The 13,558-nt window shown below is 42.9% G+C and carries 21 protein-coding genes; all 21 read left to right on the plus strand.

Features of this window, described 5'->3' with window-relative positions; translation table 11 throughout:
• Window positions 1-320: 320 nt before the first annotated feature.
• The 21 genes from MNY66_RS04740 to MNY66_RS04835 all read left to right on the plus strand — a co-directional run bounded on the left by MNY66_RS04740 (window position 321) and on the right by MNY66_RS04835 (window position 13,534).
• On the plus strand, window positions 321-644 hold the full coding sequence (locus MNY66_RS04740) for a GrlR family regulatory protein (protein WP_117162741.1): 324 nt from the start codon (window positions 321-323) through the stop codon (window positions 642-644).
• 352 nt (window positions 645-996) lie between these two features.
• A complete protein-coding gene (locus tag MNY66_RS04745) occupies window positions 997-1,305 on the plus strand; it encodes a phage holin family protein (protein ID WP_047256750.1) in 309 nt (102 codons plus the stop codon).
• Complete coding sequence (locus MNY66_RS04750; protein WP_117162742.1) at window positions 1,302-1,634, plus strand: M15 family metallopeptidase; 333 nt, start codon at window positions 1,302-1,304, stop codon at window positions 1,632-1,634. The genes MNY66_RS04745 and MNY66_RS04750 overlap by 4 nt, the downstream gene beginning before the upstream one ends.
• A gap of 1 nt (window position 1,635) precedes the next feature.
• A complete protein-coding gene (locus MNY66_RS04755; protein ID WP_241501533.1) occupies window positions 1,636-2,013 on the plus strand; it encodes a hypothetical protein in 378 nt (125 codons plus the stop codon).
• A complete protein-coding gene (gene lysC, locus MNY66_RS18020; RefSeq protein WP_420915521.1) occupies window positions 1,931-2,155 on the plus strand; it encodes an Rz1-like lysis system protein LysC in 225 nt (74 codons plus the stop codon). Before MNY66_RS04755 ends, lysC begins: the two co-directional genes overlap by 83 nt.
• A 486-nt stretch (window positions 2,156-2,641) precedes the next feature.
• Window positions 2,642-3,154, plus strand: a complete 513-nt coding sequence (locus MNY66_RS04760) for a KilA-N domain-containing protein (protein WP_241501534.1) — start codon at window positions 2,642-2,644, stop codon at window positions 3,152-3,154.
• A 74-nt stretch (window positions 3,155-3,228) separates the two neighbouring features.
• Window positions 3,229-3,417, plus strand: coding sequence for a hypothetical protein (locus MNY66_RS04765; RefSeq protein ID WP_241501535.1), 189 nt, complete (start codon window positions 3,229-3,231; stop codon window positions 3,415-3,417).
• Between the two features lie 135 nt (window positions 3,418-3,552).
• The gene (locus MNY66_RS04770) at window positions 3,553-4,143 is read left to right on the plus strand and encodes a terminase small subunit (RefSeq protein WP_241501536.1); all 591 of its coding nucleotides are present in this window, start codon (window positions 3,553-3,555) and stop codon (window positions 4,141-4,143) included.
• Window position 4,144: 1 nt separating this feature from the next.
• Window positions 4,145-5,653 (plus strand): terminase large subunit, encoded by a 1,509-nt coding sequence (locus MNY66_RS04775; RefSeq protein ID WP_241501537.1) that lies wholly within the window; start codon window positions 4,145-4,147, stop codon window positions 5,651-5,653.
• 8 nt (window positions 5,654-5,661) lie between these two features.
• Window positions 5,662-7,029, plus strand: coding sequence for a DUF4055 domain-containing protein (locus MNY66_RS04780; RefSeq protein ID WP_241501538.1), 1,368 nt, complete (start codon window positions 5,662-5,664; stop codon window positions 7,027-7,029).
• Window positions 7,010-8,119, plus strand: a complete 1,110-nt coding sequence (locus MNY66_RS04785; RefSeq protein ID WP_241501539.1) for a minor capsid protein — start codon at window positions 7,010-7,012, stop codon at window positions 8,117-8,119. The genes MNY66_RS04780 and MNY66_RS04785 overlap by 20 nt, the downstream gene beginning before the upstream one ends.
• Window positions 8,120-8,227: 108 nt before the next feature.
• The gene (locus MNY66_RS04790; RefSeq protein WP_241501540.1) at window positions 8,228-9,037 is read left to right on the plus strand and encodes a hypothetical protein; all 810 of its coding nucleotides are present in this window, start codon (window positions 8,228-8,230) and stop codon (window positions 9,035-9,037) included.
• 10 nt (window positions 9,038-9,047) lie between these two features.
• Window positions 9,048-9,998: a major capsid protein gene (locus MNY66_RS04795; protein ID WP_241501541.1), complete on the plus strand. Its 951-nt coding sequence runs from the start codon at window positions 9,048-9,050 to the stop codon at window positions 9,996-9,998.
• Between the two features lie 41 nt (window positions 9,999-10,039).
• Complete coding sequence (locus MNY66_RS04800) at window positions 10,040-10,246, plus strand: HeH/LEM domain-containing protein (protein WP_241501542.1); 207 nt, start codon at window positions 10,040-10,042, stop codon at window positions 10,244-10,246.
• Between the two features lie 5 nt (window positions 10,247-10,251).
• On the plus strand, window positions 10,252-10,635 hold the full coding sequence (locus MNY66_RS04805; protein ID WP_241501543.1) for a hypothetical protein: 384 nt from the start codon (window positions 10,252-10,254) through the stop codon (window positions 10,633-10,635).
• Window position 10,636: 1 nt separating this feature from the next.
• Entirely contained in the window at window positions 10,637-10,999 is a 363-nt protein-coding gene (locus tag MNY66_RS04810) for a glutamate 5-kinase (RefSeq protein ID WP_241501544.1), read from the plus strand.
• Entirely contained in the window at window positions 10,999-11,388 is a 390-nt protein-coding gene (locus MNY66_RS04815; protein ID WP_241501545.1) for a hypothetical protein, read from the plus strand. The genes MNY66_RS04810 and MNY66_RS04815 overlap by 1 nt, the downstream gene beginning before the upstream one ends.
• Window positions 11,385-11,777, plus strand: a complete 393-nt coding sequence (locus MNY66_RS04820; protein ID WP_241501546.1) for a phage tail terminator-like protein — start codon at window positions 11,385-11,387, stop codon at window positions 11,775-11,777. Before MNY66_RS04815 ends, MNY66_RS04820 begins: the two co-directional genes overlap by 4 nt.
• A 10-nt stretch (window positions 11,778-11,787) precedes the next feature.
• On the plus strand, window positions 11,788-12,717 hold the full coding sequence (locus tag MNY66_RS04825) for a phage tail tube protein (protein ID WP_241501547.1): 930 nt from the start codon (window positions 11,788-11,790) through the stop codon (window positions 12,715-12,717).
• 50 nt (window positions 12,718-12,767) lie between these two features.
• Complete coding sequence (locus tag MNY66_RS04830; RefSeq protein ID WP_241501548.1) at window positions 12,768-13,202, plus strand: hypothetical protein; 435 nt, start codon at window positions 12,768-12,770, stop codon at window positions 13,200-13,202.
• Between the two features lie 125 nt (window positions 13,203-13,327).
• Window positions 13,328-13,534: a hypothetical protein gene (locus MNY66_RS04835; RefSeq protein WP_241501549.1), complete on the plus strand. Its 207-nt coding sequence runs from the start codon at window positions 13,328-13,330 to the stop codon at window positions 13,532-13,534.
• Window positions 13,535-13,558: the final 24 nt, after the last annotated feature.

A 13,558-nucleotide genomic window follows, 5' to 3' on the forward strand; every position in this document is an offset into this window, starting at 1 on the left:
ATAGAGCCTCTACTCCGGTAGGGGCTTTTTGCATTTAGAGGTTTATATGCTTGGTGAATTCGAAGGATTTTAATTCCCCCGAATTCGAGGGTTTTGGTTCCCTCATCAATGAGGGTAGCATAATCTAACGTATTGATATTATTCCGTTATGGGAATCCCCATATCGCTAATTCAACTCTCCGGAATTTCCGGATAGTTCACATTCAAGAGGTCGGCTAGTGCGGCCTTTTTTCGTATACGCCATTCATTAGATATATTTACTAGATTGCGGTAAAGTCACTTTGCTGATTTTCAGCTAAAAATTACTGCATGAGGTATTTATGAAAGATGGTATTTACTTTGTAAGATTCAGAAGTAACTCTCAATATTTTGGAAATGGCACAGTAGTAGTTAAAGGTAACGTTATTAATGGCGGTGACTTTGCTTACCTGTACAGAGGTAAAGCGAATAACACTCAAGTCACGTTAACAATAGAAAGACATGATAAGTCTGCTACTTCAGTGTTTGGTGATATAGATAAATTCAATTTAATTTTAAACATCGCTGATTCCGGAAGGGATTATGTTTTAGCAGGCCATATAGAAGGCATGCAACAAATGAATATTTCAATTAATGCTAAGTTCATCGGGGAAGTAATCAATTAACTCTCCGATATCAATCAAGGTCGCTGAAGCGGCCTTTTTTATTGGAGAAAATATGAAGAACCTAATGATTAAATTATGTATGAAGCTTTCAGGAAAAACAAAAGAGCAACTGAAATTAGATTGGTCATTCCATTACTTTGTTACCCGCTCCAAATCTAAGGCCTACTGGCGAGCTGTTTTTCAATAATTTATCGAAAACCTCATGCAGAGAAATCGATGAACGCGCACTAGACGGAGTTGCGCCCGTCACTAATTCAAATACGCCGCCACAGAATTCTAATCACACACTTAATTGACGCATAGAGATTGTGCGCGGCATTTCATTAACTAAATTCCTCCAACAGGAGGCGGTATGGCACAAATGGAAGACGAAAAAATTAAAGTCACCGCCACGGCGTGGGGTGTCATATTCGCCATCTCGCTGTATGGGGGCTTGGCCAGATATATCATCGAGAACAAACGCAATGGTTATCGCTGGAGCTGGCTCGGCGCAGTAATGCAAATGATGGTATCTGGGTTCTCTGGAATTATGGGAGGGGTGTTGTCTGTCGAGTTAAACGCATCCTTCTATTACACGGTATTTGCAGCAGGAATGTGCGGCGCGATGGGATCGCTAGCGCTGGATTTCTTTTGGGCTAAATATTCAGGAGGTAGAAAGTGACATTAGGTGAAAAGCAACGCAAGTTTACTCGAATGATTGCAGATTTAATTATCTTCGCATATGACAACGGCTATGAGCTTACATTCTCAGAAGCGTATCGAACACCAGAACAAGCGGCATTAAATGCTAAATCTGGCGCCGGCATTAAAAATAGCCTGCATACTCAACGTCTAGCGGTTGATTTCAATCTATTTAAAGATGGCAAGTACTTAACAGCATCAAGTGATCATAAGTTACTAGGTGAGTATTGGGAATCCATCGGTGGTACGTGGGGCGGTCGATTCAATGATGGCAATCACTATTCGTTAGAGCATAACGGCGTGAAGTGATATGAAATGGATAACTAGTCCAATCACTGGTTGGCTTGCTGCGTTTCTATTTTTCTCCCTCTGGATTCTATCTGCATTAGCTCACGAGAAAGAACTAAGCAACCAGAAAGACCAAAAGATTATAGAGAGTAACCGCGTTGTTTTTAATGTGTATCGGACGCTCTCTATATTTGACCGCATATCTCAAGCCAACATCAAAGCAGAGCAATTAGAGGACTCAGAACATGTCAAAGTTAAAACTGTTATCAAAACAGTACTCAAAGACAATGAGTGCGCTAATGCTGCTGTGCCCGATGATGTTATTAGTGAGCTGCGGAAATACAAAAGAGGTATTGATTCCCGTTCAGTCGCCACCGATACCAGCGCAATTAACCGCTGATTGTCCTCAGCCCGACATTCCAGAAAAAGTAGATTGGGGAGACTTCCCTCAACTACTGGCTGATGCGATGAACTCAATAGCAAAGTGCAACTTAGATAAAAAAGCCATTCGAGAGATTGAGGCGGCTAGGCATAGTAAATAACAAGGTGGTAATTATGTTTAATAACCTACCCGGATCGGGAGCGTTCCTCTTCCTTGGGTTTGTGTGTGCGGTGCTCGGATGGGGAGTAATTGAAGGTTTGATTTATCTCTGCAAGTGGATATTTTAGATAAGAAAGCAATACGGGAAATTGAGGCGCACAAAAATAAAATAGCCCCAGCTATCGGGGCAAGGCGAGAAAATAAATTGAATACGCGCTAAGCATATAGACTTATTTTTTAATATTTGAGTTTAATTGTAAGCAAATACGGAATAGAGCATACAAAAATGAGCCCCTGAGAAATCAGGGGCTTTTTAATACCTACAAAAATCGCATTTCACCCTGTGCACCACATGCACACACACATCTAAAAACATCGAGCCAATATTTAGGTAATGAGTCTTTGAGGTGATCAGTTATAGCTGGTGCGCTTCGATGGGCTGATTTTCCTATGTGGCAAAGGCTCATTACTAAGTAAGGTAAGCACTATGAGTTATCCAAGAGTAAGCATTGATAGCGTATCAGTTCGCGTTGATAGTCATGGGCGATACAATTTAAATGATTTGCATGCAGCCGCCGTTTTAGACGGAAAGGCAACTGAGTCACAGAGACCCGGTGAATTTCTAAAAACAAAGCAGGTTAGGCGATTTATCAAAGCATTGAGTGATGCGAAAAAAATCGCATCAGTTGAAACTGTTAGGACGGGGGTCAATAAAGGGTCGTGGGGACTGGAGTTGATTGCTATTAGATATGCAGCTTGGCTAAATCCGGCGTTTGAAATTAGAGTGTATGAAATCTTTCAGTCGGTAGTAAGAAAAGGCCTTGATGTAATGACTAGACTGAATAAATTGGATTACGTTATTAATGCTGAAACTAAAAACGTAAGTAGCCGCGCAAGGACAATGGCTAACTGGGGAGTTGGTGGCAGGAAGCAATTACTACTAACCGCAAGAGAGCGAGTTGTGAAAGAAGCTCAGATGTACTTACCAAATATTGAATAGGTCGCTCAGCGGCCTTTTTTATTGCAAGTCACAAAGCCGGTTCGAGTGAGCCGGCTATTTAATGGAGAAATACCATGTTTAAACATGAATTAGGTCAAGCAGTACAAGTAACTATCAGTGGTGAGGAAGGTAATGTTAAAGCTCGCGCTGAATATCAAGATGGTCCAAATCAATATTACATCCATTATTTATCTGCTGATGGCCGCGCTCAGGATGCATGGTTTGAAGAGGGGGAGTTATCCCCTGCCGAGATGAAAGCTTAGTTTTATAAAATTCTACAAACGTCATTCATTGAGTGGCGTTAATAGAGATTTATATAAGTTTATATCGTCAAAGGTATCACTGATTACCGAGCATATATAAACATAACCAGTTAAATGTTCTGATTGAGGTAAAAAATGGCTCAGAAAAAACCAACGCTCACAGATGAGCAGAAAGTTCTTTTTGATGCCCTGACGAAACAGCAACAGCAATTCGCGTTAGGCATCTTGAAAGGATTAAATCAAACAGATGCCTACAAACAGGCTGGATACAAGGCTAAGAGTGAAAAAGCGGCTGGCGTTTCGGCAAGTCAAATCTTTGGAAATCTTAGGGTAAAAGCATTCCTAGATTCAATGAACGAGGCCGCCATTTCTAGCGCAATTATGACGCGTGAGGAAGCACTAGAGCGGCTATCTTCAATTGGACGTAGCTCAGTATCAGAAATGGTAGAGTTCAGTGAGCATAAGATGGGCGTTGATGATGACGGCAACCCTGTTATTCAAGCAGTGTGGAAATTTAAAGACTCCGCATTACAAGACTCGAAAGCACTAGCGGCAATATCTGAACTCACCGCAGGTAAAGACGGTATCAAGTTAAAGCTTCATGACCCGAAAGCGGCCATTAAGCAATTAGCTGATATGCAGGGCTGGGAGCCACCGAAGAAAATCGAACATTCAATGGATGAGCAAATGTCAGAACTGCTGAAAGAGATATCATCGGAGTCATAATATGGCTGCAAAAAATCAGCAATTTGAAGAGCTAAAAAAGAACCTCAAAGATAGGTTCTGGCGTCTAAATAATCTTTATTTCATTACTGATAAAAAAGGTAAAAAAGTAAAGTTTAGAATGACACCTGAGCAGTATGAATACTTTAGCGGCATGCATACACGCAATATCATTCTAAAGGCTCGTCAGCTTGGCTTCACGACACTTGTTTGCATTGTTCAGTTGGATGCCGCTTTATTTGAGTCAGCTAAGTGTGCATTGATAGCCCATACCTTAAATGATGCTAAGCGATTATTTAGGGAAAAGGTTAAATACGCATACGACAACCTGCCGATAATGATTCGCCGAGCAAATCCAGCCAAGAATGATTCAGTTGGTGAATTAGTTTTTAGCAATGGCGGCTCGCTTTATGTAAGCACCTCGTTTCGTGGCGGCACACTTCGTTACCTGCATATATCTGAGTTCGGCAAGATATGCGCTAAGTATCCTGATAAAGCCCGCGAGATTGTCACTGGTGCGTTTGAGGCAGTATCAAGCGATTGTTTCACGACGATTGAAAGTACAGCGGAAGGCCGAGCAGGTTATTTCTATGATTACTGCCAGTCGGCTGAAAAATCACAACTCCAGGATAAGCGATTATCTAACCTAGACTGGAAATTCTTTTTCTTCTCGTGGTGGAAGAATCCCGAATATGCAATCGACCCTGTTGAGCAATTACCACAGCGATTAGTTGATTACTTTGATGAAATATCCAGTAAGCATGGTGTTCAATTAAACGAGCGTCAGAAAGCTTGGTATTACGCTAAAGAGAAAACACTTGGCGATGACATGAAGCGTGAATACCCGTCAATACCATCTGAGGCATTTCAGCAATCTGTTGAAGGCGCTTACTACGCTAAACAATTTCGCTTCCTGTACGAAAATAAACGCATTGGCACACTTCCTGATAATTCACACTTACCAGTACATACCTATTGGGATATCGGTGTGGGTGACTCCACGGCTATTTGGTTTATTCGTGAGGTCGGTGAAGAGTTCCACGTTATCGATCACTACTCAAACAGCGGTGAAGGTCTGCGGCACTATATGAAAGTGCTGAAAGATAGAGGTTACACCTACGCTAGTCACAATGGCCCACATGATATTGATAACCGAGAGTTTGGCTCTGATGCTAAATCACGCAGAGAGCTAGCTCGAGAGGGTTATGAGATTGACGGTGAAAATTACTCAATGCGATTCGAAGTGGTGCCGAAATTATCTATCGATGAAGGTATAGAGGCGGTGCGTGAAATCCTTCCGCTTTGTGCTTTCGATGAGCATAAATGTAGTGAAGGCATCGCACACCTTGAAGGTTACCGCAAAGAATGGAATGACAAACTTGGATGCTGGAAAGATAAACCGCTGCACGACTTCACATCACATGATGCTGACGGGTTTAGATATTTTGCAGTAAGTAGGCGAAATAAAAAATCAAGAGTATTTAAACGCAAACGCATTGCAGGCATGGCATAAGGTGAAATATGGCAGTTACAGACAAACATCCGCAATATATCGCGGCTAAAAATAGCTGGCAAATTATGCAAGATGCTATAGCCGGCGAAGAAAAGATAAAGCAATCAGGTGAAGCCTACCTACCCAAATCAGCCGGAATGGTTGAAGCGGAAAAGCTGGGTGATAGCGCAAAGAAAATCTACGAAGGCTACATTAACCGCGCACAGTATCCTTTGTGGGTGCAGGATTCGCTCCGAACAATGATCGGCTTAGTCTCAAAGCTCGCGCCAGAAATTAGCATTCCAAATAAGCAGTTACAAGGATTAGAAGAAAACGCGACTAGTGACGGATTTGGTTTAAAGCAATTATTCATTCGTGTAGTGCTTAATTTGCTGGAATATGGTCGCTGTGGATTACTTATTGATGTTGATCAGAAGGGCATTCCCTATTTTGCACTGTATGACGCACTTTCAATTATTAACTGGAAAGAAAATAGCGTCGGTGGTCGCAAAGATTTAAATCTCGTTGTGCTAGAAGAGCAATTCAGCAATAGCGAAGATAAGTTCGGGCATGACACTAAGACAGTTCACCGTGTGCTTGAGCTGGTTGACGGCAAGTTAGTTGTTAGTCTTTATGATGGGGGCTCCATTGAAGATCGAACACCAAGCTTAGGTAGTGACTTATTAACCTTCACGCCATTTATTTTCTGCGGCACGACAGATAACGCCTCTGATGTTGGCACCGTCCCATTGCTAACAATGGCTAAAGCTGCTCTTAAGTCATATCAATTAAGTGCTGATTATTATCAATCTTTGCATCACACAGCTCATCCTCAGCCGTGGGTATCTAATTTGAGTGATGGTGACGATATAACAGTAACGGGCGTTATGGCTGCATGGTTACTACCTAAAGACTCAGAGTGTGGCTACTTAGAAATCACGGGCACTGGCATTGATAAAACAAAGGTTGAGATGGACGCGCAAAAGAACGCAGCGCTAGAGGCAGGCGCTAAGGTTATCGATACGAGAGCGCAAGAGTCTGGTGAGGCTAGGCGTGCAAGGCAAGATGATCAGCATGCAAGTTTACACAGTATTGTCACTTGTGCAGCAGAGGCTATTGAGCAAGGTATCAAATACATGGCTCAGTGGTTGAAGCTTCCATTTGATGATTACGTATTTACCGTGAAGCCTGATTTTAATAATTCGACGTATGATATCGAGTTGGCCAAGCAACTTTATGAGGGCGCACTTGCTGGGAAAAACTCATTCCAAACTTACTGGGAATATATTGGCACTGGGAAATTGCCAGATATTGACTATAAAGAGGAATTACTGCGAGTTGAAGCGGAGAATGATGGCACTGTAACCGAGGTTATCTATGAGCGAGAAGAAACTTAACTTAGCTTTCCTAGACGCAATTACTCGGCATCAAGCTTATTTGTACCGCGCATCATCACAAAATATTAATGAAATTCTTCGTGAGTTTAATATCGTGTCGGGCGACATGCTTAACCAGCTGCGTGATTATCTTGATAATTTGAGTCATTCGGAACTCATCGCGCTAAGCGGTGGGAAATATACCACACCTGAATTGAGGCGTGTCCGTGAGTTAATTAATGGCTGGCGTGATTCTATGAGAGATGAGGCTCAGCAAGGCGTTTCAACTAGTGCCGCAACATTATCCGCATATGAAACAGGCTATACCGCAGCGTTGGCAGGCGAAAAGTTGGCAAAAGTCATAACGGGCGAAAGGCTTTATTCTAAAGCTAAAAATATTCCCATGTCTGGTGGCGCTTTAGTTGATGAGTTGTTTTCAAAGATAGCTGATGACGCAAAGCAACGCGTTGAATATGCAATACGCAGTGGAATAACTAACGGCGATACAACTCAGCAGATAGTACAACGCATTAAAGGCACTAAGCGGCTCAACTATCAAGATGGAATATTGAACTCGACACGAAGCGCTATAGAGCGTGATGTGAGAACGATACGAAGTCACGTAAGCAATCAAGTCGTTGAAGATACTTTTGTTCAACTCGGGTATGACTACTTGAAAGTAGTTGCAACATTAGACGGCAGAACAAGTAAGGTGTGCGCTTCGAAAGATGGTGAAGTCTATCATCACAGTGATTCATTCTCTCGCCCACCATATCACCCCAACTGCCGCACTATTTTAGTAGGCTGCGATAAAGACGGTAATTTAATCGGCAGACGCCCATTTGTCGCCGATACAAGGCCAGTGAGCAAAATACCTAAAGATGATCGCGATGGTGTAATCGGGCAAGTTAATTCGAATACAGATTACTCATCATGGTTTGGTAATCAATCTACTAGCTTTCAAAAAGAATGGCTGGGTAAAAATCGTTATGAGCTATACAAAAACGGCAATTATGACATTGATAGGTTCGTAGACCCACAAGGCAAGATGTACACACTCAATCAATTAAAACTATTGGATAAGCAGACGTTCGAGGAACTTGGCTTATAGCAATATTTAATCAACAAGGTCACTTCGGTGGCCTTTTTTATTACTAAATTCGGCTTAGGGCTGAGTTAATTCAACGCGCTAGGCGCATCAAATCCCAAGGGGAACTACATGTTATTTATGAATATTGGTCGAAAATATTACTCACAGATTGACGATGGGTCACAAGGAGGAGGCGGTGGTGGTACAACCATCACACCTGAAATGCAAGTCATCATTGATAAAGCAGTGAGCGATCAGGTTGCTGGCTTAAAGTCTAAGCGTGATGAATTGCTTGGCACAAACAAAGGGTTGAAAGATGAACTAGATTCGCTGAAAACCCAGCTTGGCGGCATCGATCTAACGGCAGTGAAAGATTTGTTATCAAAAGCAAATATGGATGAAGAATCTAAATTAATTGCCGAGGGCAAATTAGATGAAGTCATTCAAAAGCGCACTGAGCGTTTACGTGATGACTATGAAAGTAAACTCACTGCTGAAAAAAAACGAGCTGACAAGGCTGAAAACTACGCTAACAAATTTCGTCAGTCCGTAGTCAAAGGCCAGATTGTTCAGGCGGCTATTGAGAATGGCGTATTGAAAGAGGCTACAGGTGACATTGCTTTCTTGGCTCAGTCTCAATTTTCTCTAGATGACAATGGCAACGCTGTTGCGCTTGATGAAAATGGCGAAGTCATTATCGGTAAAGACGGGAAAACTCCACTTACTCCTAAGGAGTGGGTTGAAACTATCCGTGAAAGCAAACCGTACTTCTGGCCTGTAGCTCAGGGAACTGGTGCTCATGGCAGTGAGAAAGGCAAAGGGGCTACTGATGTCACTAACCCTGATGGCTCAATTAATTTGACCAAGCTTGGTGCGCTAAAAGTAACCAATCCACAGCAATACAACGAACTTGCTGTAAAACATAATTTGAAAAAATAAGGGCTATTAGATGGCTGATACTAAAATTTCCGACGTAATCGTACCTGAGTTATTTACTCAGTACGTGATTAATAAAACTGCTGAGAAATCGGCATTATGGGGCTCCGGCGTGGTTGGTGAGTTGGATGTTGATATTGCATTCGGCTCTAAAGGTGGTACGACTGCGAACCTACCTTTCTGGAATGACTTAAGCGGCGATTCAGAGGTGCTTTCTGACTCTGGCGCGTTAACTGTCAATGCTATCACCGCAGCACAAGACTTAGCTATTCTGCATGCTCGCGGCAAGGCTTGGGGGGTAAATGATTTAGCTAAAGCACTTTCTGGTGATGATCCTATGGGGGCGATTGCAGATTTAGCGGCTGATTACTGGGCGCGAGAAATGCAAAAAATGACACTAGGAACACTAAAAGGTGTATTTGGTGCAACCTCAATGACGGGAAACATGCTTGATATTTCAACTGAGGCTGACGCCGCAGCGGTTATTAGTGGATCATCTTTCGTTGATGCGGCTTATAAGCTCGGCGACTCAGTTGATAAGTTAACCGCAGTTGCTATGCACTCGGCAACAATGGCCAAGCTAGCTAAAGATGGCCTAATCGAAACCATCCGTGATGCTGACGGTGTGATTATGTATCGCACATTCATGGATAAACGCGTCATTGTTGATGATGGAATGCCGCATGCAGCAGGTGTTTATACAACCTACTTATTTGGTGCGGGCGCAATTGGTTTCCAAGATGTTGGTGCACCGGTTGGCGTTGAAACAGACCGTGACTCATTAGCCGGCACGGACATCTTAATTAACCGCCGTCATTTTGTTCTACATCCTCGCGGTGTGAAATGGGCTGGTGCGGCAGGTATCGCGCCTGCTAATGCTGGGCTTGCTGTCGGTACAAACTGGGAGCGCGTGTACGAGCCAAAACAAATTCGCTTGGTAGCTTTTAATCACAAGTTGGCGTAATTAAGGGCGGGGCTTCGGCTCTGCTATTTTTTGAGGTAATTATGGGATTAGCATCATTCAACCGAATGCGAAGAGAGGCGACTGCAAAGCTTGCTCAATCTGAAAACAATAAGGCAGATGAGAAGCAAGAAGGTCAAGACTATAGTCAGCTTAAAACTGATGAGCTCAAAGCTATTCTTGCTGAAAAAGGTATTGAGTTCGACGCGAAGGCGAAAAAAGCTGACTTGTTGGCTCTTCTTCAGGAGTAGTAATTATGGCCTTTATCACTGAACAAGAAGCAGAACAGGCAATAGGTGAGACTTGGACTAGCCAAACGGAAAGTGATAAGGCTCGGCTATTGGCTCAAAGTGAAGCGTATTTAATTGCAAGAAACGTTAAGCCGTATAATGACACAGATGATGTGCCAGTGGTATTAAAACTGGCTTCATACGAGATTATCAAAGGGATCATCAATAAGCAGTTGTATCAAGGTCAATCTCAGGAGTTAAAGGCTAAAACGGTCAAGGGTGGCTCTGTCGAGGTAAGTAAAACATTCCAAGATGGAAGCTATGAATTGAATGCGGCAGAGCAATACATCCAAGACCTAATAAAACCGTATTCAAAGCGCCCTAGCGTTGTTTTTTTGAAGAAGGTGTAATATGAGGTCAGAAATACAGAAAGAGCTAGCAGAGGCATTTGATAGCGATTTAGCTGATGCGGTAAAAGCGTTTACTGGCTCGTATGTTATCGAGGGTGATGATTGGGATCCGGTTACAGAAACGGGGAATGATATTACTGTCGAATATACAGGCCGTGGCATTTTAGATAACTATAACCTGAATCGTATTGATGGGATTAATATCTTAAGTAATGACACGCTGCTAATTGCTTTAGCGAATGAAGTCACGGAAAAACCTGCTGTTGACCACGAAATCACGATAGATAATGTGAGTTACAAGGTCATCTCTGTTCAAATAGACCCAGTTGGTGCTCATTACGACATTCAGTTAAGGGGAGGTTAATGGCAAAAGGATGGAGTACCCCACCCAGTAATTTTGCTCATATCGTTTCTGATGATGTCGGTACTGAGATGAAGCGAACGGCAGGGGCAATGTTTCAAGCGGTTATCCTTAAATCGCCTGTTGACCAAGGTACATTTCGAGGCAATCACCGAGTTAGTGAGGGCTCGCCTGATAATCAATATGATGAAAGTATCAGAGAAAAATCAGGTAATGAAACGTTACGAATAGGCGTAGCAGCAATCGCTAAATCAAAGCCATTCACTATTCTCTATATTCAAAATAACCTGCCATATGCAATCAAGCTTGAAAATGGCGCTTCAAAACAACCGCAGGCAGAAGATGGAATTTACGCACCATCATTTCATGAGGTGATTCAAAGTAGACGATGACACTAACGGAAATTAGAAACGCCGTCATCACCCGAGTAACCACGCAAACCGCCATTCCTAAATCTGATATTCGTTATCCAAACGATAAAACGTTTGACACCAAAAACAAAAGTATCTGGGCTGAATTAACGGCAACTTCCAGCATGGGCGGGGCTGTAGAAATTGGCAATGGGGCTGTTGTTCAGCGTGGGGGGCTTGTTGTCATTCGACTGTATTCAGCGTTAGGTAAAGGCACGAGATTACTCTATGAAACAGCAGATAAACTGCGTGAGCTTTTTGAGTTTAAAACTGATGGATCACTGGATTATTTCGCAGTTGACTTGGTTGAGGGTGGTGAGGTTAACGGTTTTTATCAAATGAATTTACATATCCCATATCGCGCATTGTAGGAGGGCTTAAATGTCATCAGGCGCTAAAATTATTACGGCCTTTATTCGAGAGGCTACAGCAGGAGTAACTCCGCCGTCAGGAAAGTGGAGCTTATTAACGCGCACTAGTTATGGTGTTAAGCCCACACAAAATACATCAGATAATGATGAAATCGGTGGCTCTAGAATGGCGCAGGGTAAATCGCTAACTACCGTTGACGTTGGCGGTGATGTCGGCGCTAAGTTTCGCTATGCTCAGCATGATGATTTTCTTGCATCGTGCTTCGGTGCTGAGTGGGCTGGCAATCTATTAACAATGGGCAATGAGCGAATTACATTCTCACTGGCGACTTTTGCTTCTGATATCGGTGTGTCATCTATTGCTCGCGGCTGTCAGGTAGGCGCAATGCAAATTGAGACACCGGCTGACGGTGACGTTACTGTCACTGTTACATTTGCTGGATTGGATTTTGAATCTAAAGGCGACGGCACTAAATATCACACTGAACCAGTAGATAATGCAGGAAAGCTAAGATATAGCTTCAAGGAAGTTACCAATCTTAAGCTTAACAGCATTCAGGGCGGTAGCGGGTTTTGTGTGGACTCATTTAGCTTGAGCTTTGATAACAACATGCAAACTCAGCGTTGTATTGGGACGGGTTCGCCGTTTGCCGGCGCAAATATTCCAACAACCTTTACGCCTTCAGGAAGCATTACGCTCTCATGGTCTAAAGCGGCGTGGGAAATTTGGAAGAAAACACTAACGGGTGAAACTATTCCATTTGAGTTCACGCTTCAAAATGCTGAAGGTGGCTATACGTTTTTATTCCCAGCAGTGCAGATCGATGGTGATTGGCCGGATGGTGGTAACACTGACATCATCCAAGTGCAGCTCAACATTACTGCAGCCGACAAGCCACCGACAATTACCCGCATTCCGCCAGTTGGTGATGAAGAGTAGGTTTATCTCTGCCCGATAATTCGGGCTTTTTTATAGCTTAAGGAAAGTACATGTTAATTATTAATAAAGATGCAAAATTAGAAATGACAAAATGGATTGAGCCACAAGAAGGCGTGAAATTACTGATAGGCTCTATTGGTGATGAGCGTTATCAGACAACAAGTGCAACAATCTATCGCCACATTGACCGACTTGATAACAAAATGAATGTAGGGTCGCCGGAGTTTGATATCACTAAGGTCGATATTACTCAAACACCAGATGATTTGCTTATGGCAACGACAGCGCGTTACTTACTGAAAGATTGGCAAGGTGTTGGTGAGCGAAACGAAAAAGGTGAGCAAATCGCAATTGAATACACCCCAGAGCGTGGTGCTACTTTACTAAAACAACACCCTGAGTTCTATTGGAAGATCTTGAATGCCGCTATTGAGTTGAGTAAAGAAGAGTCTGAACAAATAGCGGACACTGTAAAAAAGCACTAGACGCTCAGAGGTGGCTTTCTGAGTTCGGTGGTCAACAGGGAGAAAAAGCCGAGTGGAAACGAAAGCAATTAGGACTTCCCGATATTCCTGCGCCTAAATTTGATGGTGTTATAAACCAGCTTTTAATGGCTTACAGTATTATCGGGCGTAATCGTCGGTATGCTGGAATGACCGCTTGCCCGTTGCCATTATCTCTATGCGACATCGACCAGTATATTACATCAAAACCTACAGCAATAAGCCGCAAAGAGTTTGATGCGGTTATTTTTGCGCTTGATGATCTATTCCGTGAAGAATGGATGAAAGAGCAGGAAAGGAAGGATAAAAAATAGGGCAGCAATGCCCTAGTACCAATG

Source organism: Moellerella wisconsensis, from assembly GCF_022592395.1.
GTDB lineage: Bacteria > Pseudomonadota > Gammaproteobacteria > Enterobacterales > Enterobacteriaceae > Moellerella > Moellerella wisconsensis.